Source organism: Microbulbifer regidiadema (SeqCode), assembly GCF_052467605.1.
Window position 1 is genome coordinate 2,047,156 of the sequence record NZ_CP174316.1, and the last position, 19,606, is coordinate 2,066,761.

The 19,606-nt window shown below is 51.2% G+C and carries 21 protein-coding genes and 1 tRNA gene; 10 read left to right on the forward strand and 12 right to left on the reverse strand.

Annotated elements, in window-relative coordinates:
• Positions 1-7: 7 nt before the first annotated feature.
• Positions 8-1,462, reverse strand: coding sequence for a cytochrome-c oxidase, cbb3-type subunit I (ccoN, locus tag ACJJIF_RS09625; protein WP_444931999.1), 1,455 nt, complete (start codon positions 1,460-1,462; stop codon positions 8-10).
• Positions 1,463-1,617: 155 nt separating this feature from the next.
• Positions 1,618-2,838, reverse strand: coding sequence for an argininosuccinate synthase (locus ACJJIF_RS09630; RefSeq protein ID WP_444932000.1), 1,221 nt, complete (start codon positions 2,836-2,838; stop codon positions 1,618-1,620).
• A gap of 318 nt (positions 2,839-3,156) precedes the next feature.
• On the opposite strand from ACJJIF_RS09630, the gene pyrC reads away from it, so the two are divergent.
• The 3 genes from pyrC to ACJJIF_RS09645 all read left to right on the forward strand — a co-directional run bounded on the left by pyrC (position 3,157) and on the right by ACJJIF_RS09645 (position 5,349).
• Positions 3,157-4,188 carry a dihydroorotase gene (pyrC, locus tag ACJJIF_RS09635; protein WP_444932001.1) on the forward strand — a complete coding sequence of 344 codons (1,032 nt, stop codon included), beginning with the start codon at positions 3,157-3,159 and terminating at the stop codon, positions 4,186-4,188.
• Positions 4,189-4,315: 127 nt separating this feature from the next.
• Positions 4,316-4,987, forward strand: coding sequence for a ribonuclease T (gene rnt / locus ACJJIF_RS09640; protein WP_444932002.1), 672 nt, complete (start codon positions 4,316-4,318; stop codon positions 4,985-4,987).
• Between the two features lie 170 nt (positions 4,988-5,157).
• The gene (locus ACJJIF_RS09645) at positions 5,158-5,349 is read left to right on the forward strand and encodes a PFL_1563 family small protein (protein ID WP_444932003.1); all 192 of its coding nucleotides are present in this window, start codon (positions 5,158-5,160) and stop codon (positions 5,347-5,349) included.
• A 119-nt stretch (positions 5,350-5,468) separates the two neighbouring features.
• On the opposite strand, the gene secF is transcribed toward ACJJIF_RS09645, so the two are convergent.
• The 4 genes from secF to queA all read right to left on the reverse strand — a co-directional run bounded on the left by secF (position 5,469) and on the right by queA (position 10,774).
• On the reverse strand, positions 5,469-6,470 hold the full coding sequence (secF, locus tag ACJJIF_RS09650; RefSeq protein ID WP_444932004.1) for a protein translocase subunit SecF: 1,002 nt from the start codon (positions 6,468-6,470) through the stop codon (positions 5,469-5,471).
• Between the two features lie 11 nt (positions 6,471-6,481).
• Positions 6,482-8,350, reverse strand: a complete 1,869-nt coding sequence (gene secD, locus ACJJIF_RS09655) for a protein translocase subunit SecD (protein WP_444932005.1) — start codon at positions 8,348-8,350, stop codon at positions 6,482-6,484.
• Positions 8,351-8,567: 217 nt separating this feature from the next.
• Positions 8,568-9,686, reverse strand: coding sequence for a tRNA guanosine(34) transglycosylase Tgt (gene tgt / locus ACJJIF_RS09660; RefSeq protein WP_444932336.1), 1,119 nt, complete (start codon positions 9,684-9,686; stop codon positions 8,568-8,570).
• Between the two features lie 14 nt (positions 9,687-9,700).
• Positions 9,701-10,774: a tRNA preQ1(34) S-adenosylmethionine ribosyltransferase-isomerase QueA gene (gene queA, locus ACJJIF_RS09665; RefSeq protein WP_444932006.1), complete on the reverse strand. Its 1,074-nt coding sequence runs from the start codon at positions 10,772-10,774 to the stop codon at positions 9,701-9,703.
• 444 nt (positions 10,775-11,218) lie between these two features.
• Between queA and ACJJIF_RS09670 the strand changes: the two genes are divergently transcribed.
• The 5 genes from ACJJIF_RS09670 (at position 11,219) to ACJJIF_RS09690 (ending at position 13,865) form a co-directional block, all read left to right on the forward strand.
• Positions 11,219-11,305, forward strand: a tRNA-Leu gene (locus ACJJIF_RS09670).
• 331 nt (positions 11,306-11,636) lie between these two features.
• Entirely contained in the window at positions 11,637-12,110 is a 474-nt protein-coding gene (locus ACJJIF_RS09675) for a hypothetical protein (protein WP_444932007.1), read from the forward strand.
• Between the two features lie 39 nt (positions 12,111-12,149).
• Complete coding sequence (locus tag ACJJIF_RS09680) at positions 12,150-12,479, forward strand: hypothetical protein (protein WP_444932008.1); 330 nt, start codon at positions 12,150-12,152, stop codon at positions 12,477-12,479.
• A 45-nt stretch (positions 12,480-12,524) separates the two neighbouring features.
• Positions 12,525-13,391 (forward strand): DUF2971 domain-containing protein, encoded by an 867-nt coding sequence (locus ACJJIF_RS09685; RefSeq protein WP_444932009.1) that lies wholly within the window; start codon positions 12,525-12,527, stop codon positions 13,389-13,391.
• A gap of 93 nt (positions 13,392-13,484) precedes the next feature.
• On the forward strand, positions 13,485-13,865 hold the full coding sequence (locus ACJJIF_RS09690) for a hypothetical protein (RefSeq protein WP_444932010.1): 381 nt from the start codon (positions 13,485-13,487) through the stop codon (positions 13,863-13,865).
• Between the two features lie 55 nt (positions 13,866-13,920).
• Here the strand turns inward: ACJJIF_RS09690 and ACJJIF_RS09695 are convergent, their stop codons facing one another.
• From ACJJIF_RS09695 to ACJJIF_RS09720, 6 genes are all read right to left on the reverse strand, one after another.
• Positions 13,921-14,163, reverse strand: a complete 243-nt coding sequence (locus ACJJIF_RS09695) for a hypothetical protein (RefSeq protein WP_444932011.1) — start codon at positions 14,161-14,163, stop codon at positions 13,921-13,923.
• 114 nt (positions 14,164-14,277) lie between these two features.
• The gene (locus ACJJIF_RS09700; protein ID WP_444932012.1) at positions 14,278-14,529 is read right to left on the reverse strand and encodes a hypothetical protein; all 252 of its coding nucleotides are present in this window, start codon (positions 14,527-14,529) and stop codon (positions 14,278-14,280) included.
• Positions 14,530-15,079: 550 nt separating this feature from the next.
• The gene (locus tag ACJJIF_RS09705) at positions 15,080-15,649 is read right to left on the reverse strand and encodes a hypothetical protein (RefSeq protein WP_444932013.1); all 570 of its coding nucleotides are present in this window, start codon (positions 15,647-15,649) and stop codon (positions 15,080-15,082) included.
• A 59-nt stretch (positions 15,650-15,708) separates the two neighbouring features.
• The gene (locus tag ACJJIF_RS09710; protein ID WP_444932014.1) at positions 15,709-16,626 is read right to left on the reverse strand and encodes an ISAs1 family transposase; all 918 of its coding nucleotides are present in this window, start codon (positions 16,624-16,626) and stop codon (positions 15,709-15,711) included.
• 442 nt (positions 16,627-17,068) lie between these two features.
• On the reverse strand, positions 17,069-17,440 hold the full coding sequence (locus ACJJIF_RS09715) for a hypothetical protein (RefSeq protein WP_444932015.1): 372 nt from the start codon (positions 17,438-17,440) through the stop codon (positions 17,069-17,071).
• 169 nt (positions 17,441-17,609) lie between these two features.
• The gene (locus ACJJIF_RS09720; RefSeq protein ID WP_444932016.1) at positions 17,610-18,053 is read right to left on the reverse strand and encodes a hypothetical protein; all 444 of its coding nucleotides are present in this window, start codon (positions 18,051-18,053) and stop codon (positions 17,610-17,612) included.
• Between the two features lie 513 nt (positions 18,054-18,566).
• Between ACJJIF_RS09720 and ACJJIF_RS09725 the strand changes: the two genes are divergently transcribed.
• Together ACJJIF_RS09725 and ACJJIF_RS09730 are read left to right on the forward strand one after the other, a co-directional pair.
• Positions 18,567-18,896 (forward strand): hypothetical protein, encoded by a 330-nt coding sequence (locus ACJJIF_RS09725; RefSeq protein WP_444932017.1) that lies wholly within the window; start codon positions 18,567-18,569, stop codon positions 18,894-18,896.
• Between the two features lie 29 nt (positions 18,897-18,925).
• Positions 18,926-19,357, forward strand: coding sequence for a GFA family protein (locus ACJJIF_RS09730; RefSeq protein ID WP_444932018.1), 432 nt, complete (start codon positions 18,926-18,928; stop codon positions 19,355-19,357).
• Positions 19,358-19,606 lie beyond the last annotated feature (249 nt).

Sequence of the window (19,606 nt, forward strand, 5' to 3'; positions counted from 1 at the left end):
TAAACTCCTATGCCGCAGGCACTGCACGAACGGTGTTATCGGCTTCGGCATCGTTTACCTTCTCGGTAATCGTGCGGTAGACGTTGTAAGCCATCAGCAGCATACCGACCAGGAACATGGCACCGCCCAACCAGCGGACAACATAGCCCGGGTGGCTCGCTACAACACTCTCTACGAAGCTGTAAGTCAGGGTGCCGTCGGCGTTAAATGCACGCCACATCAGACCCTGGGTAATACCGTTGACCCACATCGCGGCGATGTACAGAACGGTACCTACAGTAGCCAGCCAGAAGTGCGCGTTGATCAGCTTGGAGCTGTACATTTCGCGGCGTTTCCACAGAACCGGAACCAGGTGATACAGGGCGCCGATAGAGATCATTGCAACCCAGCCCAGAGCGCCGGAGTGTACGTGGCCAACGGTCCAGTCGGTGTTGTGAGACAGGGCGTTTACGGTCTTGATGGACATCATCGGGCCTTCGAAGGTAGACATACCGTAGAAGGACAGGGATACCACCAGGAAGCGCAGGGTCGGGTCGGTGCGCAGCTTATGCCATGCGCCGGACAGGGTCATGATGCCGTTGATCATACCGCCCCAGGAAGGTGCCAGCAGGATCAGGGACATTACCATCGCCAGGCTCTGCGCCCAGTCGGGCAGCGCTGAGTAGTGCAGGTGGTGACCACCGGCCCATACGTACAGGGAGATCAGGGCCCAGAAGTGAACGATAGACAGCTGGTAGGAGTAAACCGGACGGCCAGCTTGCTTGGGTACGAAGTAGTACATGATGCCGAGGAAGGCGGCGGTCAGGAAGAAGCCTACCGCGTTGTGGCCGTACCACCACTGGATCATTGCGTCCTTAGTGCCCGAGTAGATGGAGTAGGACTTGAACGGGCCAACCGGGATTTCCAGGTTGTTTACAACGTGGAGAATGGCAATAGTGACGATGTAAGCACCGAAGAACCAGTTCGCCACGTAGATGTGGGAAGTCTTACGCTTCATGATGGTGCCGAAGAACACCAGCGCGTAGGCAACCCAAACCAGGGTGATCAGGATATCGATGGGCCACTCTAGCTCAGCGTATTCCTTGGTGGAGGTGAAGCCCATCGGCAGGGTAATTGCGGCAGCGACGATAACAGCCTGCCAGCCCCAGAAGGTGAAGGGGATCAGCCAGCCACCCCAGAGGCGGACCTGACAGGTGCGCTGTACCACATAGAAAGAAGTGGCAAAGAGAACACTACCACCAAAGGCGAAAATTACCGCGTTGGTGTGCAGGGGACGCAAGCGCCCGAAGTGCGAGAAGGGCTGCCAAAAGTCGTTGAGTTCAGGCCAGGCTAGCTGGGCTGCAATCAATACGCCCATGCCCATACCAAAAATGCCCCAGACCACGGACATGATGGTGAACTGGCGCACGATATTGTAGTCATAGTCCGGCACAGGGCCGGTCTTTGCCACCGTTGTCGTCATGTTTTTACTTCCGTTGCTTTTAAGATTCGGTTCCACTGTGCGGGACTGGCCCACCACAGAAGGTGTGTAACCACAGCCTGTGAGACGCTGTGGTTACTATTGGCCGGATAAGGATTTAAGCGTATCCCTGTCCGCTGATTGCTGATCTAAATCAACTAAATCAATTTTCTTCCTTTACCGGCGGCAATGCGCAGACGCAGGGCGTTAAGCTTGATAAAGCCCTCCGCATCCTTCTGGTCGTAGGCGCCCGCATCGTCTTCGAAGGTCGCAATGCGCTCGTCGAAGAGGCTGTCCGCAGAGCGGCGACCCACAGCGCTGACGCTGCCCTTGTACAGTTTCAGGCGAACTTCACCGTTCACCACATCCTGGGATTCATCGATCGCTGCCTGGAGCATGCGGCGCTCCGGAGACCACCAGTAGCCGTTGTAAATCAGCTCGGCGTAGCGCGGCATCAGAGAGTCCTTCATATGCGCCACTTCGCGGTCCAGAGTGATGGACTCAATAGCGCGGTGCGCCTTCATCAAAATGGTGCCGCCGGGGGTTTCGTAACAGCCGCGGGACTTCATTCCCACGTAGCGGTTCTCCACGATATCCAGACGACCGATGCCGTTGGCTCCGCCCAATTTGTTCAGCTTCTCAAGCAAAGTAGCAGGGCTCAGACGCTCGCCGTCGATAGAGACGGGATCGCCCTTCTCAAAGCCCAAAGTAATATAGGTGGGCTCTTCTGGAGCCGCCTCGGGGCTCACGCTCCAGCGCCACATATCCTCTTCGGCTTCCGCCCAGGGGTCTTCGAGGTTGCCGCCCTCGTAGGAGATATGCAGCAGGTTGGCGTCCATCGAGTAGGGGGACTTCTTCTTGCCGGAAGAGAAATCCACCGGAATATTGTGCTGCTCGCAGTACTGCATCAGCTTTTCGCGGGAGTTCAGGTCCCACTCGCGCCAGGGGGCGATTACCTGAATGCCCGGCTTCAGCGCGTAGGCGCCCAGCTCGAAGCGCACCTGGTCGTTGCCTTTGCCGGTCGCGCCGTGGGAAATGGCATCGGCACCGGTCTCGTTGGCAATCTCAATCAGGCGCTTGGCGATCAGCGGGCGCGCAATAGAGGTACCCAGCAGGTACTCGCCTTCATAAATGGCATTGGCGCGGAACATCGGGAAGACGAAATCGCGCACGTACTCTTCGCGCAGATCGTCGATATAAATCTCTTTAACCCCGAGGGCCTCGGCCTTGGCGCGGGCCGGTTCCACCTCTTCACCCTGGCCGATATCTGCGGTGAAGGTCACTACTTCACAGCCATAGGTCTCTTGCAACCATCGCACGATTACCGACGTATCCAAGCCACCGGAGTATGCCAGTACCACCTTTTCGATTTTGCTCATTGCTGTCCTCTGCTGCCGGAAAAACGTCGCCACGACAAAAGCGCGGAGACGTGGAATGTCACTACGCGAAACAAGTGTCAGTCTGGGGGAGTTATTCTTGGAGATATGCCCAGGATCGGTAAATGGCGGGCACAATAATACCCACACTCTTTGTCGGGGCGCGATTGTAGCGCCTAAGCTCGCGATCGACTAGCGCCAAGGCGCTAGTAAGCACAATTGATTACTTTTTAACCCTTGCCGCATCGCAATTTTGCACAGCTTCGGGTAGCATTCGCGCCGCACAATGAGTCACCACGCTAAGAAGCTTTACGGAGTACCATGACGGAGCAAATTACCCTTCGCGCCCCCGACGACTGGCACATTCACCTGCGCGACGGCGCCGCTCTCGGGCGCACTGTGCCCGATGCCGCAAAACAATTCCGCCGCGTCATTGTCATGCCCAACCTGGTGCCCCCCGTAACTGACGCCGCCAGCGCAGTGGCTTATAAGGAGCGCATCAGCGCCCAGATTCCCGCCGGCAACGCCTTTGAACCCTTGATGGTGATCTACCTCACCGACAAGACCGATGCCGCCGTTATTCGCCAGGCCCACGAAGCCGGGGTTATCGCCGCCAAGCTGTACCCAGCGGGCGCGACCACCAACTCCGATTCCGGTGTGACCGATATCGCCAACATCTACCCAGCCCTGGAAGAAATGCAGGCCTGCGGTATGAAGCTACTGGTACACGGTGAAGTCACCACCAGCGATATCGATATTTTCGATCGCGAGCAGGCCTTTATCGAAAAGACCCTGTCCCACCTGGTCGACGACTTCCCCACCCTGAAAGTGGTGTTTGAACATATCACCACCGCCCAGGCGGTAGAGTTTGTGCAGGGCGCCCGCGAAGGCGTTGCCGCTACCATCACCGCGCACCACCTGCTGTACAACCGCAACCATATGCTGGTGGGCGGCATTCAACCGCACTACTATTGCCTGCCGATCCTAAAGCGCGGCTACCATCAAAACGCGCTGATCGAAGCGGCCACCAGCGGCAGCCCGAAATTTTTCCTCGGCACCGACTCGGCCCCCCACGCCGACCACAAGAAAGAACACTCCTGTGGCTGTGCCGGCTGCTACACCGCCTACTCCGCCATCGAGCTCTACGCCGAGGTATTCGAGCGCGCGGGCAAACTGGATAAACTGGAAGGCTTCGCCAGCGAGTTCGGCCCCGACTTCTACGAGCTGCCGCGCAACGAAGACACCATCACCCTGGTTAAGAGCCCCTGGACCCTGCCGGAAAAACTGGAGATGGGCGGTGAAAATCTGATTCCCCTGGCCGCCGGTGAAACCCTAAACTGGCAGCTGGCGTAATCGGCCAACACCCAATAACAGCGCCTGCGCGGGGAGCATCCCCGGCGGGCGCGTGATTCGACAATAACCCCTGCCCCCGCAGCGCCACACGCTGCTGGCTTGACGACAAGATTTACAAGGAACCACTGTGACACCCGCCGAAGAACCCACTGGACCAAAAAGCCCTCTCGCCCAGCGATTCCGAGGCTTTCTGCCTGTGGTTATCGACCTGGAAACCGGCGGCTTTAACGCCCGCACCGACGCACTGCTGGAGATTTCCGCAGTGATCCTGGATATGGATGACGACGGCAACCTCTTCCCCCTGGAGACCCACAGCTTCCACCTGGAGCCGTTCGAGGGTGCCAACGTCGAGCAATCCGCTCTCGACTTTATCGGCATCGATCTGGAGTCCCCGGAGCGCGACGCCTGGCCGGAAGAAATTGCCATTCCCGAACTGTTCCGCAAGATTCGCAGCGCCGTGAAGAAGCACAGCTGCACCCGCGCCATCGTGGTTGCCCACAACGCGCACTTCGACCTGGGCTTTGTCAATGCGGCGGTTGAGCGCACCGGTATCAAACGCAATCCCTTCCACCCGTTTTCCTGTTTCGATACCGCCAGCCTCGCCGGCCTCGCCTACGGCCAAACCGTATTGGCCAAAGCCTGCCAAGTGGCCGGCATCGAGTTCGATAACAACTGCGCCCACTCCGCCGAGTACGACGCAGAGAAAACCGCCACTCTGTTCTGCGGTATCGTCAACAAGTGGAAAGCCCTGGGCGGCTGGCCGCTGGCGACAGAAGAGCCCATCGAAGAGCTCGAGTAAACCCCTGCCGATCGGGCTGAGCCACGCAGCCCGATTTATCCGCAGGCGACACGGAGCGTCGAAACCTGCCGGCAAAGTATCCGCTATGCGCAGACTCTGGCCACTTGGGTGATTTTTTGTGCAGACAATGCTAAGATGCCCTGCCCACTAATAAGAAACGGATATTCATCGTGGCCAAAAAACCCTCCTCTTCCAACCGCAAACAGACTGCTCCCCTCGAAACCAGCAAAAGTATTGAAGAGCAGGTAAAGGCCTTCCTCGCCGGCGGCGGTGAGATCGAGCAGGTACCCAAAGGCGTCAGCGGCCAGACCCACAGCTCCGGCCCCAAGCACATTACCCTGGGTAAAAAACCCAGAGCCTAAGGCGCGGCAAAAATCCCGCAGCCATAAAAAAACCCCGACAGCGCCGCGCAACTTTACTGCGAGGCGCGGCCGGGGCCGCTTGAGCAGGGCTGCGCTAGCGCAGCCGGCTATCGCTCAGATCAGGGCATCTCTTCCAGTTCCGCTCCCTCTTTCACCGGCGGCATCAGATCTTCTTTGTTGATCTTCAGCCCCATCAGCACGTTGGCAGCCACGTACACAGAGGAGTAGGTACCCACAACCACACCCACAATCAGGGCCAGGGAGAAGTTGTGGATCAGCTCACCACCGAAGAATTGCAGTGCCCACAGCACCAGCAAGGTAGTGAAAGAGGTCATAAAGGTACGGCCCAGGGTCTGGCTGATCGAGATATTGATAATCTCCTCCGCCTCAGCCTTGCGCACCTTGCGGAAGTTCTCGCGGATGCGGTCCGACACCACGATGGTATCGTTCAGGGAGTAACCGATTACCGCCAGCACCGCCGCCAGTACGGTCAGATCGAAATCCAGCCCCATCACCGCAAAGAAGCCCAGCACGATAATCACATCGTGGCCGAGGGCCGCCACCGCGCCGAAAGAGAACTTGTACTGGAAGCGCAGGGCGACGTAAACCATCACCATAAACAGGGCCAGCATCATACCCAGGCCGCCGTCGTCGCGCAGCTCGGCACCCACTTGGGGGCCCACCATCTCAGTCCGACGCAGTTCCACCTCACCGTCGCTGCCCGCACTCAACAGTGTCACCACCTTGTCGCCAATGGGGGTTACTGTCTCCTGGCTGGTAGCGCTGATCTTGGTTTCCTCTTCAGTCACCGAAGGGGGCAACTTGATAAGCAGGTCCTTCTCAGAACCAAAATTCACCACCGTAGCGCCGTCGTAGCCCGCCGCTTCCAGCTGCTCGCGCACATCGCTGATAGCGGGTGTCACCTCGTAGCCCACTTCCACCTGGGTACCGCCGGTAAAATCCAGGCCGAACTTGAGGCCGTTCATGGCCAGCGCGGCGATGGAGGCCAGTACCAGCACCACCGAGACAACCCCGGCGATCTTGCGCCAGCGCATAAAGTCGTAGACGCGCTTGCCCATGTACTCGGTAATTTTGTCGTTATCCACTTTGGTCTCACTCATGACTGACCCCCTTAAATCCAGAGCTTCTGTACACGGCGACCGCCGTAGAACAAGTTAATAATCGCTCGCGTACCCATAATGGCGCTGAACATGGAGGTGAGAATACCGATCGACAGGGTTACCGCGAAGCCCTGTACCGGGCCGGAGCCGATGGCATACAGGATCACCGCCACAATTAAGGTGGTGATATTCGCATCCACAATGGTGCTGTAAGCGTTGTCAAAACCGGCGCTGATCGCGGTCTGGGGAGGCATCCCATTCCTGAGCTCCTCCCGTATTCGCGAGAAGATCAGCACATTGGCATCCACCGCCATACCCACAGTCAATACGATACCGGCAATACCGGGCAGGGTCAGGGTTGCACCCAGCAGCGACATCACCGCCACCAGCAGAATCATATTCACCGCCAGCGCCAGGTTCGCGGCCAGGCCGAATACGCGGTAGGAAATCAGCATACAGATAATCACGGCCAGCAGACCGATCTGTACGGATTGCACACCCACTTTGATGTTATCCGCACCCAGAGATGGGCCGATCACGCGCTCTTCGACAAAGTACATGGGCGCGGCCAAGGCACCGGCGCGCAGCAACAGGGCCAGTTCCTGCGCCTCGGCCGGGCTGTCCAGACCGGTGGTGCGGAACTGCTTGCCCAGGGCACTCTGTACCGTGGCCAGGCTGATAATTTTCCGCTCTTCGGTGCGCTTCTGCACGATTACTTCGTTACCGTTTTCGTCGATCTCGGTTACCGGCTCAAAGCGAGTCTCGATAAACAGGGTGCCCATACGGCGACCGACATTTTTCCAGGTAGCGCGGTGCATCATCTCGCCGCCACGGGCGTCGAGAGTGATATTTACTTGAGGGAAGCCGCTCTCGTCGTAACCGACGCGGGCATTGGTAACGCTGTCGCCCTTGATAATGATCTGGCGCTCCAACCAGGCACCGCCGTACATCTGCGCCTGGCGCTCATCGCGGTACTCGAAGTACTCCTTGTTGGAGACCAGCTCATCGGAGCGGGCTTCCATGCGGTATTCCAGGTTGGCGGTCTTGCCGATAATACGCTTGGCCTCGGCGGTGTCCTGCACACCGGGCAGCTCCACTACGATGCGGTTGCGGCCCTGGCGCTGTACGATCGGCTCGGCAACGCCCAGCTCGTTCACCCGGTTGCGCAGGGTGGAAAGGTTCTGGGTGACGGCATCATCTTCCAGCTGCTTAGTTTCCTGCTCGGTCAGGGTTGCGCGGATCTCCAGGTTTTCACCGCTGCCGGACTCGCGCAGTTGAAGCTGCGGGAATTCCTTGCGCAGGGTGGACATCGCCAGGCTGCGCAATTCCTCGTTGCGGAAGCGGGCAATAATCTCCCGGTCCTCCACCAACTCCACATTGCGGTAACGGGCCTTGGCTGCGCGCAGCTTGGTCTTCACTTCCTGCTCATAGCTCTCCATGTTGTTCTTGACGATGGTGTTGGTATCGACTTCCATCAGGAAGTGCACACCACCGGCCAGGTCCAAACCGAGTTTCATCGGGCTAGCGCCGATATCTTTCATCCACTGGGGCGTGGTGGAGGCCAGGTTCAGGGCGACAACATAGTCAGAGGTTCCAAGGGCTTTTTGAATCGCCTCCTTTGCCGGTAACTGCTCCTCCATGGAATTTAAACGAATCAGTACAGACTTATCCCCCACTTCACCGCCGAAGTGCGCAATGCCGACTTCATCCAGGGCTTTTTGTGCATTCTCCAGGACCTCTGGGCCGATGGTGAGCGCACTGGACTGCCCGGAAATCTGCACGGCAGGGTCCGGCTTGTAGAGATTGGGCGCGGCATAGGTCAGGCCAAAGGCCACAACCGCGAGAATCAGAAAGTACTTCCAGATCGGGTAGCGATTCATGCTGTTCTCATTGTTCTAGTGTGACCCCGAGGGCCGGTAAATCTTGGCAATCTGCCGAGGCAATTGCCTGGATATGTGGGCGCAGTGAACGGATTGCAAGGTACACAGCCGCCGACAAAAGTGGGGCTGATTATACGGGGATCGGGAGAGCGGACAAATGACAGGGGCACAGTCGTGCGGTCGACTGCCCCCCAAATAGGATAAAAGTGCGCGGCGATCAGGCCTCCAGCGGCGGCACTTCGCGGCCCAGGCCCTGGTAGAACTCGGCGACATAAGCCTCCAGCTCATTGGCGGCAATAGCATCGCGCAGCTTTTGCATCAGGCGCTGGTAGTGGCGCAGATTGTGAATCGTATTCAGCTGCGCGCCGAGAATTTCACCGCAGCGATCCAGGTGGTGCAGGTAGGCGCGGGAGAAATTCTCACAGGTGTAGCAATCGCACTCTTCCTCCAGGGGACCCGTATCGTGGCGGTGTCTGGCGTTGCGGATTTTCACCACCCCCTCGAAGGTAAACAGGTGGCCGTTGCGCGCATTGCGGGTGGGCATAACGCAGTCGAACATATCCACACCGCGACGCACCGCCTCGACAATATCCTCCGGCTTGCCCACGCCCATCAGGTAGCGCGGCTTGTCTTCCGGCATTTTATGAGCCAGGTGATCCAGGACCTTGATCATCTCCTCTTTCGGCTCGCCCACAGACAGGCCGCCAATGGCATAGCCATCGAAACCAATCTCAGTGAGACCGCGCAGGGATACATCGCGCAATTCCGGGTACATACCGCCCTGCACAATGCCGAACAGCGCCGACGGGCTATCGCCGTGGGCCTTCTTGGAGCGCTCCGCCCAGCGCAGGGACAGCTCCATAGACTTGCGCGCCTCATCGGTAGTGGCCGGATAGGGGGTACACTCGTCGAAGATCATTACGATATCCGAGCCCAGGTCCCGCTGCACACGCATGGATTCTTCCGGGTCCAAAAATACCGGGCTGCCATCGATAGGCGAGCGGAAGGACACCCCCTCTTCGGTAATCTTGCGCAGTTCCCCCAGGCTAAATACCTGGAAACCGCCGGAGTCGGTGAGGATCGGGCCGGACCACTGGGTAAAATCGTGTAGGTCGCCGTGGGCTTTCACCACTTCGGTGCCCGGGCGCAGCATCAGGTGGAAGGTATTGCCCAGAATAATCTGCGCACCGATCCCCTCGATATCCCTCGGCAACATGCCTTTTACAGTGCCGTAGGTGCCCACCGGCATAAACGCCGGGGTTTCCACCACGCCGCGCGGAAAGCGCAGGCGGCCGCGACGGGCCTTACCATCGGTGGTGTCCACTTCAAACTGCATAAAACATTCGCGGCTCACGGGGTATCTCCTTTCGCTGGTGCGACTTCTTCTTTTACGGCATTGGGATCGCGGGTAATAAACATGGCATCGCCGTAACTAAAGAAGCGGTAGCGCTCCTCCACAGCGGCCCGGTAGGCGGCCATCGTGTGCTGGTATCCCGCGAAGGCACTCACCAGCATCAACAGGGTGGACTCCGGCAGGTGGAAGTTGGTGACCAACTTGTCCACCACCTGAAACTCATAGCCCGGGTAAATAAAGATATCGGTCTCCCCCACGGTGGCCTGCAACTGGCCACTGCGCGCCGCACTCTCCAGCGCGCGCACACTGGTGGTGCCCACCGCGATCACGCTGCCATTGCGGGCGCGGCAAGCGGCTACCGCATCCACCACATCCTGGGAGACATCCAGCACTTCGCTGTGCATCTGGTGTTCAAAGATATTGTCCACGCGCACCGGCTGGAAGGTGCCGGCGCCCACATGCAGGGTCACGAACACCACCTCGGCGCCTTTATCCCGCAATGCACCGATCATCTCATCATCAAAGTGCAGCCCCGCCGTCGGCGCCGCCACGGCACCGGCATTGCGGCCGTATACGGTTTGATAGCGCTCGCGATCGCTGGCGTCGTCGTCCCGGTCGATATAAGGGGGCAGCGGCATATGGCCGAGGCGCTCCAGAATCGCCAGCACGCCCTCCTCTTTGGGGAAGGACAGCTCGAACAGCGCGTCCTTTCTGCCGGTCACCTCAATGCGGGTGCCGTCTTCGAGGACGATACTGGAACCGGGCTTGGGCGACTTGCTGGAGCGCACATGGGCCCAGATATCGGTGTGGTTGAGCACCCGCTCCACCAGGATTTCCAGCTTGCCGCCGGTCTCCTTCTGCGCGAACAGGCGCGCCGGGATCACCCGGGTATCGTTAAACACGATCAGGTCACCGGCCTGTACCTGGTCGAGAATATCTGGGAACTGCCGATGTACGATGGCCCCACTGGGCCCATCCAGACACAAAAGGCGGCTGCCACGGCGCTCCTCGGTGGGCGCGCGGGCGATCAGCTCATCGGGCAGATGAAAGTCAAAGTCCTGACGCTGCATGGAATCCTGGAAATCTAGAAACTATGGAGAGGTCGCGAAGGTTATAGGAAATTTTAGGAGCTGTTAAGGAGCCTCTGAAAAACTCCGTGATACCTCTGGCATGCAGAGCAGTTCACAATCAAGGCGCGGCTTTGCAGGAATGTCTAGACCTTGCAAGAAGCCGCAACGCCGAGTGTGAATTGCTCTGCAAGCCCCAAAGGGTGGGCCTTGAGGGCTACAGCTGCCACGTTGCAGCTCTTGCAAAGGACTGTGCCATTCGCGGCGAGCTGCGCCTAACATCTGCAGCCCTCAAGACCCACAGAGGCATTACGGAGTTTCTCAGAGGCTCCTCAACTAGGACGACAGAAAATGCGCTAAGTTATTGAAATCACTAGTTGACCCTGGCCAAAGCATTGCTATAATCACGCCCTCTTCGCACAGACCTTCAGGTCGAACAGCGAAAGTGCCAGAGTGGTGAAATTGGTAGACACAGGGGATTCAAAATCCCCCGCCCTTAAAAGCGTGCCGGTTCGAGTCCGGCCTCTGGTACCATCTCTCAAACCCGCGATAGCGTAGGCTTTCGCGGGTTTTTTGTTTCTGCGCGAGCCACTTTGTAAAAGACTTATTTGTTGGTTTTGGCGCCAAAGTGTCAACAAGGTGTCAACGCAAAATCGCGTTGACACTTTGCACCCACCTAGCCTTCCGGCCGTGCAACATCCTTTCACCTCTCTTCGCAACTCTTCAAAGTGTGAAATCCAATTCTTACCCAAACCCCGCACCAGCTCAGGCCAGGGCCGCTAGTCTCATTTCATCAACCAAAACAGCGCCCAAAATCGGCAGGCGTGGGGAGGAGTGACCGGAGGCCATTTTTGTCGCACAATTAATGATCAAAGAAAATCAGAGGGAGCTGGTTATGCGATTTTTTAAGGGGTTCTTGAAGGTTTGTAACTACTTGATGGCTTTATCTGGCTGTCAGGATGCAATGAAAGGAAATGAAGTCTACCCAACAGCAGATAACCTAATAGAAATTGATCCAGACCAGCTCAGCATTATGGAAGCCAGTAACAGTGATAATGGTATCCTGATTGTGGTTGGTGAATCCCCTTCGCACAAGTGTGAAATATTAATACCTGGAGCAAACCTTGGACAAAAAATCGCAGTTACTTCTTTAATGAATGAAGAGGGGATAGAAGCAACCTGTCTATGGGGTAGCGAAAAATATATACAGTCAAGGGAGCATCACACTGTAACCACGGCTCGTGTTGCCGATAGAATAATAATAGATATCCAACTTTATAACCCCTCCGCCGGAAAGTATTTGGCGATAACGGCTTTTCTCTCCCCATCAAAATCTTAGAGTAGGCCAGAAGGCCAACCAGCAAGCTAGTTAACCTAATTGGCAAATAACAAAAAGGCAAAACGCTATTCTATGAGAAAATTATTTTTCAACTTAATTAAAAAAGAAGAATTCTTCAAGGCAACACTAGTTAAAAACTATCTCTCTGTAATTTTAACATTTGCCAGCGTCACATGGCTTATTTTCTTTGGAGGAATGGAGCTTATATTTGCATCCGCTCCTAGTCCAGGAATGAAAGTGGCAACCATACTGATTGGCTATGGAACTCCTTTGGTCAACTTCATATACGGATACAAAGACATAAAGATCAGACATGAAACTTACATTATTCGTAGATCAAATCAGGGAAGTCATGCACAAATACCATGAATTCCCCACTACCGTAAAACCACTATGTATTTAAGGGTACAGTGAATGAGTATTAGAACGTTTAAATTTAGATTCGGAACCGAAAGAGACTTTGATGCCTTACATGAAAATTATATATGGTTTGCTGATTTTACAAGCCTCAATGATCCCTTCGAAGGCTATGCCAGGTTCAATACAGATGGTATCAGCCATGAATTACGGATGAATTTCTTAAAAAAATACTTTCCTGATTTCCCACTAAAGGAATCCACCCCAGAAGCGGAAGTTAACCGTTACCACAGAGAAAATTATGAAAATAAAGAAATCTCATTTTCTCAATATGTCGACTCATGGGCCAAAGATAAATTTGAGGAATTACAAAAATTATATAGGAATAAATATTTTGTGTTCTCACAATCAAAAGCCAGAGATAACGATGCAATCCCTTCTCCACTAAACAATTTGCAAATGTGGGCACATTATGCGAATGGCTTTAAAGGTTATTGTATTGAATTCGACTTCAATAGATTGAAGGAATCAATTCAATCAAGCAACTCGGTAATGCTCAATACATCTCCTGTCAAATACCCTGAAGATAGATCTCTTCCTACAGTAAATCTAAAGTCTTTCATGCAGAGCTGCTTAAAGGGTGATACAGAGGCATTCATAGAAATACTAAAAGCGTTCAATGTAAAAGAGCGAAACTGGATAATAGAGAATGAAGTTCGCTTTACCTCTCTAAATCGTGGGAAACATTATTATGATCCTTCGAGCATTAGGGCCATATACATAGCTGAAAAAATGCCTTCATTGGCTAGAGAAAGCGTCATCTCTATCATTGAGTCTAAGCGTAGCAATATTAAAATTTTCGATGTAAGAATTGGTACGGATGAATACAAGCTTGGCTTCTCCCCGGCAAACTTAACTGGCTAATAAGCTTTACGGCGACCAGCCAGTTATCAACCATATAGATCGCACCTTACATAACACCTTGTTTATGATGACACTATAAAGTGAACATTAGTAATGAACGAATCACAACTTGCATCAGAAATTGCAAACAAAATTATTTCGGACTCAAAATTCTGGATTGCCTTAATAGGATTGTTCACGGCAATTACCAGTGCACTTTTGACATTTCTTGGAAATTTTATTTTATATAAACTAAAAGAAGGCCCCCAAAAAAAACTTGAAAACAAACGTATCGACTTGCTAAAAAAGATGCTAAATGATGAAAGATATGAAGAAAAATGGAGAAGCCTATCTGTACTGAGTGCAGTGATTGGCGCATCTGAAGAGGAGACTAAACGGCTCCTCTTTATTGCTGGCGCCAGAGGGTCAGAAAAGGCTGATGGGAAATGGGGGTTAATAAAAAACCACCCCTTACCAGGACCGCAGAATGTATAGTAAAAACCAAATGTAATCTACACTATATCCAACAGCCATCAAGGCAAGGGTAGGCTTATACTACCCTTACCTCTAAAACCCCACCCCACTTTATCGAATACTCGGTATAGGTTCCAGTCACAATGTCAAGAATCTGCAACCAAGAATAAAACTCGGCTTTCTTAGATTTCGCTATCTCTTCTGCCAGCTCCATTGCCGCCTCTTCAGTAGGTGCGGAACCTCTAAAGCTCTTAGCTCCGCCATTCATCAAGTGAACCCGCTCCGCGAAAATGGCGTACCTATTTACTCTATTATTCATAATTTCTCTCCTTTTAAGTGTATAACCAGCTTAAGCCCGCACCGCGCCAAGCTGAGATTTCAAACTATCCGCACTGCTCTTATGCCCATTAATTGCCGCCTCTTGGGTTGGCTTCTAACCATTCCCTGAGTGCGAGTGCGTCGCCAGGGGGGCGGCCAGGACAGACACTACGCCTATTAAATCCTCTAGCACTTTCAGCATATTTAAAGATTCACTACCTAACCAAACCTTGCCACCGTCTTTTACTTTTATGGTTTGGCGAACCTTGGCCACTGATTCGCGAATATTTCCGATTTGTTCCTTTAAGTCGCGGCCCGCTGAATTATTAATATCACTAGTGGTTGTAATATTTAGATTATCCAGCACTGATAAGTTCAGACTGCCAGCAGATAAGAAACGTAAAGCTCCAAGAGCCGGAGATTCTGGACACCCATAAAAGTAGTAGCTTCAAGCGCCATTCAATCCAGGGCACTCGGGACTTAGAAAGTGTTACTTTTTGGGTAAAAGTTCAGCAATCGTACCATCGAGGCTTGGGGTAGGAGTAGATTAGCGGGACACGGCTGAGAGGAAGTGCCGGTATCAAACTTAGGCTGTTAACAAAAATTTAGGTTATTAGAGTTAAAGAAGCTCTGAACAAGCCCCAGCCCAAATAGGGTAAAATAACAGCGGACAGTGAGCAAAATAGAGTAACACAAGTCATGCACCAAGTTAGCTTTGCTGAAGCCGAATGCCGGAATAAGCGCCGTAAGACCCGCAAGGAAAAATTTCTTGAAAAAAATGCGCCTACTGCAGACTTTAGGTGAAAAATCAGGAGGTTATTACACGAAAATTAAGCATTTTCGCGTAATAAGGTGCATTTTTAAGCAATTCAGCTTAATTCTAGAAAAATACCTGATTGATCAGAAGTCCCTTAAAATTATGAAACCAGATTTTCCAGGAATTTCAACCCTTTTAGCCCCGCCCCTTCCACAATATCCCTAAAACGGTCTCCACAGTAGAGATTTGCACACCGGTCAAATCGAGTCTTGAAAATTAAGTTTGAAGTGACCTCTTCGTCGCTAAAACCAATACTTTTAACCCCCAGCCACAGATCATTTTGAATATCTGCTCTACTTACAGACTTGTCCGCAGAAACTGTATTTAAACAGTTGAAGATCACGTAGGGCTGGCCATCCAAAGTTATAGGTAGAAACTCCCCATACGGAGCAAGCTCTTCAGAAAGAACTGATTGGGCTTTGGTTGACAGCACCAAATGCGACCTATTCCAGGTAGTAACATCAGGCTTCTCAACTTGATCTAAACCATCAACATGAATAAAAGTACCACCATGATCCTCCCAAACATCCTTGATCGACTTATTATCCCAAGGGTAATTATCAAAAGCTTTCATTCCACCCATGCTTTCACCCACAGTGAACATTAGCTCCATCATATCGATGCTGAGATTCAAGAAATCTTCGTGGTTAAAGCTGATTTTATAAGTCATAGTCCATTCCAATCTTTATCAGAAGGTTCGGTTACCAGGGCTGCCCCATATAAACCAGCCTAAATTGTGGCTGTAATTATTTTGCCTAAAGTTTCACTATCCCAGCCCGCTTTCTTTCGAAGTCTTTTAATGCTCATATCTTTCCTAAAAAGGGGCTTTATCGTTTGCAACTGATTTAAGGCCGAATGCCTTAAGATCGCCATATTCTCTGGTGAATTTCCTGACCTAAAGCGACTGTCATCCTCACTGCTAGTAGAGAGGCATTTTCTGGATTCTATTCGGCCTCGGTTCACCTCTTTTACACAATCAGTACCGACCTGCTTGTGGTGCTGCATATCGAATAAATTATTAAAATTCCCGGCAATTTGCTGATACAGTTTGTCCTGGTTGCCCTTCACGGCAATCACATAGTCGCCACCTCGTTCGATAATCTTCTGGGTAATCGTTTTCTGGCAGCCCATGGCGTCAAGTGTGATAATCGCACCATTGAGATCAAGAACCTCCAGTAACTTCGGTATGGCCGTAATTTCATTCGATTTTTCTTCTACCTTTTGCTGTGCAAGGACAAGTCGAGCCTTGAATGCAAAAGCGCTCACCATATGTATAGGGGATCGTTTATTGGCCTGATCGAAGCTGCGTCTTAATGACTTGCCATCGATCGCAATCACTTTACCGAGTTCTTGCTGAATACCTTGGATCCACTGCAGAAAACAGTGCTTAAATTTCTCAGGGTCTAAATTTGAAAGAACCCAGCTAAAAGTGTTTTTTGAGGGTATTCCATTATTTAGAGGCGTGAATTTTTTTAGGTAGTCTTTCTTGGATTCTGCAAAATCAACAAAATCTCTACAGCTTTCCGCACCACAAATGACACCACAAAACATGATAAGTAAAATATCGGGTAGGGCGTGCAGCTTGTGCCTATCAACTCGAGGGTCGTCTATGTCGTCAAAGTGATGTAAAAGGCTAACGCCATCCATTTCGTCTAAAAAACACTCTACAAATCAAAAAAGAGGGCTATTCTAGGCCTATTTTGTTCGTTTTTACACCGATTTATATGGGGCAGCCCTGACCACTTAGCAGCCGCTTTTATATCAATGCCGAGTACTATATAGTAGTAATTACTCATTACTGCATAGGCGGTAATATTCAGCACAAAGACCTATGAGAGCTTGTACATACGACCCTCAATCCATTCATGATTATGGAGTACTGCATCAAGAGATATCTTTGTGCTTCGGGGTACAGTCGTCGACCGAACACACATCAACCCGTACAAAAATCCAGCGCCCTATAGGTTTTCACTCTTTTATCAATTATGCTGTCGGTTTATATTTTTATTTAATATCCATCTAGAATTCTAGTCGATTGTTTTCAAAAGGAGCGATAGGGAATTCTGAATATAACTAGGCAACCATAATTTTACTTACTTATGGATTCACAAGCCTCTTCAAGCTCTTGAGATATCACCTTGAATCTTATTCCACCTGGATTGATTTTAAATATATTGTAATTAAATACATATGGCCTACCTCTCAAGCAAGATTTTTGATCTTTTAAGACGATATCATTAATCATCTTCTCGATATCGATATCGCTTGCTATTGGTATTATCGTCTTCCCCAAAAGATCTGGACTGCTGCTTTTTACAACTGTCATGTGGTAACAACTCTCACAGGCCAGCTTTTCATAGCGTGCACTTACGACAGCCTCTTTAGATTTGAGCTGATGCGCAAGAAGCAAAGCTCCTAAAGAAAAAGCCATACAACCCAGTGCGATCCATTTAGCCTTCATTACTTTATCAACCCCTGGATTTCTGAGTGTAAGATTAGCCCTTTTTGAGTGGTTTTTCTTAATAATTTACCATTATGGTAAACGGACCTTTCTCCATGACGGTAGTCTTGCCCCTTTATAGTTGTGTTATCTCCATTGATATTTGGATTTGATTTTTCTGTATGGCCTATTACGTAAGACTTTTTTTGTTTGCTATATATATCTGCTCAGAGAATTCTTCTACGAGAGTATTCCCAGGCGTAAAGCCTTTAGCAGTGTTGCAACCATGAATCTGTATTCTGGCTTCATTACAGAATACATTGAAGTTTATATCAGATACATATCGACTATCTGCTGAAAAGTTATAGATACCATCTTCCAAGGAGGAGTAGTGAAACCTAAGTCCTTGCTTTGCTACCCAACCAGTCACTAGTCCGCAATTTTCGTTTTCATTAACTGAAAAATTTAGAGAATAAGGTGTTCCATGGCTAAAAATATCAAGAGAGAGGATAGAGTTGGGGGCGCATGCATTTATTTTTTTTACCATGTCGGCGCCGGTAGTTATTTTTATTGAGCGCTTTTCACCATCAGTGTAATCATTAGCAACATTTTTTTGCCGCAAAATAAAAGGCACTATTATGCGCTATTCCTATATCTCTAGTTGAGCCATTCGAATTTTTCTCTCTTGTTCCCCCATGAAATAAAAAGCGAATCATCCCTTTCCCCTCTCGCTTCATATTTGTTTGGCTTGCTTTGAGCTATACTATTATTTTATTACAGCATGCGTCAAATAGCTTATACTCCTGTTTTTATTATGCGGTAAAAAGTAGGAATATTTCCATCTAACTTGCACGATGGTATGAAATATCAGAGTTCAGCCCTCACAAATAAAAGGTAATCCTGGAAGCGATAATCCCTGACACTCACAAAAATAGTAGCTTTAAGCGCCACCCATATTGACACCACATAAAATACCGGATCAAATACTGTGTAAATAGGGCGCAACCAATGCCTCTTCCACGCAGTGCTCAACGCCACGCCCTGTTATCACTGTGTCTCCCGCTGCGTACGAAGAGCATTTCTGTGTGGCAGAGATACAGAGTCTGGTAAAAACTATAAGCATCGTCACAGGTGGATTGAATCTAGGATGCATGATCTGGCTTCAGTCTCCGCTATTGATATCGCTGCCTATGCAGCAATGAGCAACCACTACCATGCCGTACTTTATATCGACAAAGAAAAAGCGCTGAACTGGCCTGACACCGAGGTCATACTCCGCTGGCAGAAAATATTCAAAGCCTCCAGCTTGGCCCTACGCCATCTTCAGGGGGATGCTCTCGATCACGGCGAGATAAGAAAACTCAAAGAAATCATCAACCTATGGCGAAATCGCTTGATGGATCTCAGCTGGTTTATGCGCTGCTTAAACGAGTCTATTACCCGTCAAGCCCTTGCCTCCAAAACAATCCCTATTTAAGTAAGCTTTTGCATCTACAGGCCCAATATATGAATAGCAAGAATTCAGTTACTTCCGGTGGCTGCCTGTGTGGGGCAGTGCGATATGAGGTTAAAGGGCCACTACGCAACGTAGTTAACTGTCATTGTAGTATGTGTCAAAAGCTACATGGAAGTTTCGGCCCTCATACAAAGGCCCGCAAGGTCAATATTAAGATAACAAAAGATGACGGGCTGGCGTGGTATAAAACATCAGAGATAGCCCGCAGAGGCTTCTGCCAGCAATGTGGCTCAAGCCTATTCTGGGAACCATTTAATCTCGATGCAACTGGAATTATTGCAGGATCACTAGATGGCCCAACCGGGTTGAAAACTATGGGGCATATTTTCACCAGCGAAAAATCTGATTTTTACGAAATTGATGACGAACACCCTCAATTCAAGGAGTCATCAAATGGGCAGCTAGTCAATGACTACAAATAGAGCGTAACCAATGCCTCTTCCATGCAGGCTCAAATCTCACTGGTTATTTAAGAACACCCCAAAATATACACACTGGCTTTCTCTCGACCGGCATCGGCAGCTACGGTCATCAACTAGTGTAGTGTATTAAATAGATTGCTGATGGCGGAGCAGGGGTACTCTAAAATTTGGGAAGATATCTCTGACCAAGCCTAGTTTTAATAATTCAGCATGTAAGAGATCACGCTTGATCTAGCGACGTACCATCTT

Bases quoted from the DNA above. Each gene is read 5' to 3' on its own strand.
- ACJJIF_RS09675 (WP_444932007.1), top strand. From the start codon at position 11,637: ATGATCAAAGAAAATCAGAGGGAGCTGGTTATGCGATTTTTTAAGGGG.
- ACJJIF_RS09685 (WP_444932009.1), top strand. From the start codon at position 12,525: ATGAGTATTAGAACGTTTAAATTTAGATTCGGAACCGAAAGAGACTTT.
- queA (WP_444932006.1), bottom strand. From the start codon at position 10,774: ATGCAGCGTCAGGACTTTGACTTTCATCTGCCCGATGAGCTGATCGCC.
- ACJJIF_RS09695 (WP_444932011.1), bottom strand. From the start codon at position 14,163: ATGAATAATAGAGTAAATAGGTACGCCATTTTCGCGGAGCGGGTTCAC.
- ACJJIF_RS09690 (WP_444932010.1), top strand. From the start codon at position 13,485: ATGAACGAATCACAACTTGCATCAGAAATTGCAAACAAAATTATTTCG.
- secF (WP_444932004.1), bottom strand. From the start codon at position 6,470: ATGAGTGAGACCAAAGTGGATAACGACAAAATTACCGAGTACATGGGC.
- ACJJIF_RS09710 (WP_444932014.1), bottom strand. From the start codon at position 16,626: ATGGATGGCGTTAGCCTTTTACATCACTTTGACGACATAGACGACCCT.
- ACJJIF_RS09730 (WP_444932018.1), top strand. From the start codon at position 18,926: ATGAATAGCAAGAATTCAGTTACTTCCGGTGGCTGCCTGTGTGGGGCA.
- ccoN (WP_444931999.1), bottom strand. From the start codon at position 1,462: ATGACGACAACGGTGGCAAAGACCGGCCCTGTGCCGGACTATGACTAC.
- ACJJIF_RS09725 (WP_444932017.1), top strand. From the start codon at position 18,567: ATGCATGATCTGGCTTCAGTCTCCGCTATTGATATCGCTGCCTATGCA.
- pyrC (WP_444932001.1), top strand. From the start codon at position 3,157: ATGACGGAGCAAATTACCCTTCGCGCCCCCGACGACTGGCACATTCAC.
- ACJJIF_RS09705 (WP_444932013.1), bottom strand. From the start codon at position 15,649: ATGACTTATAAAATCAGCTTTAACCACGAAGATTTCTTGAATCTCAGC.
- ACJJIF_RS09715 (WP_444932015.1), bottom strand. From the start codon at position 17,440: ATGAAGGCTAAATGGATCGCACTGGGTTGTATGGCTTTTTCTTTAGGA.
- secD (WP_444932005.1), bottom strand. From the start codon at position 8,350: ATGAATCGCTACCCGATCTGGAAGTACTTTCTGATTCTCGCGGTTGTG.
- ACJJIF_RS09630 (WP_444932000.1), bottom strand. From the start codon at position 2,838: ATGAGCAAAATCGAAAAGGTGGTACTGGCATACTCCGGTGGCTTGGAT.
- tgt (WP_444932336.1), bottom strand. From the start codon at position 9,686: ATGCAGTTTGAAGTGGACACCACCGATGGTAAGGCCCGTCGCGGCCGC.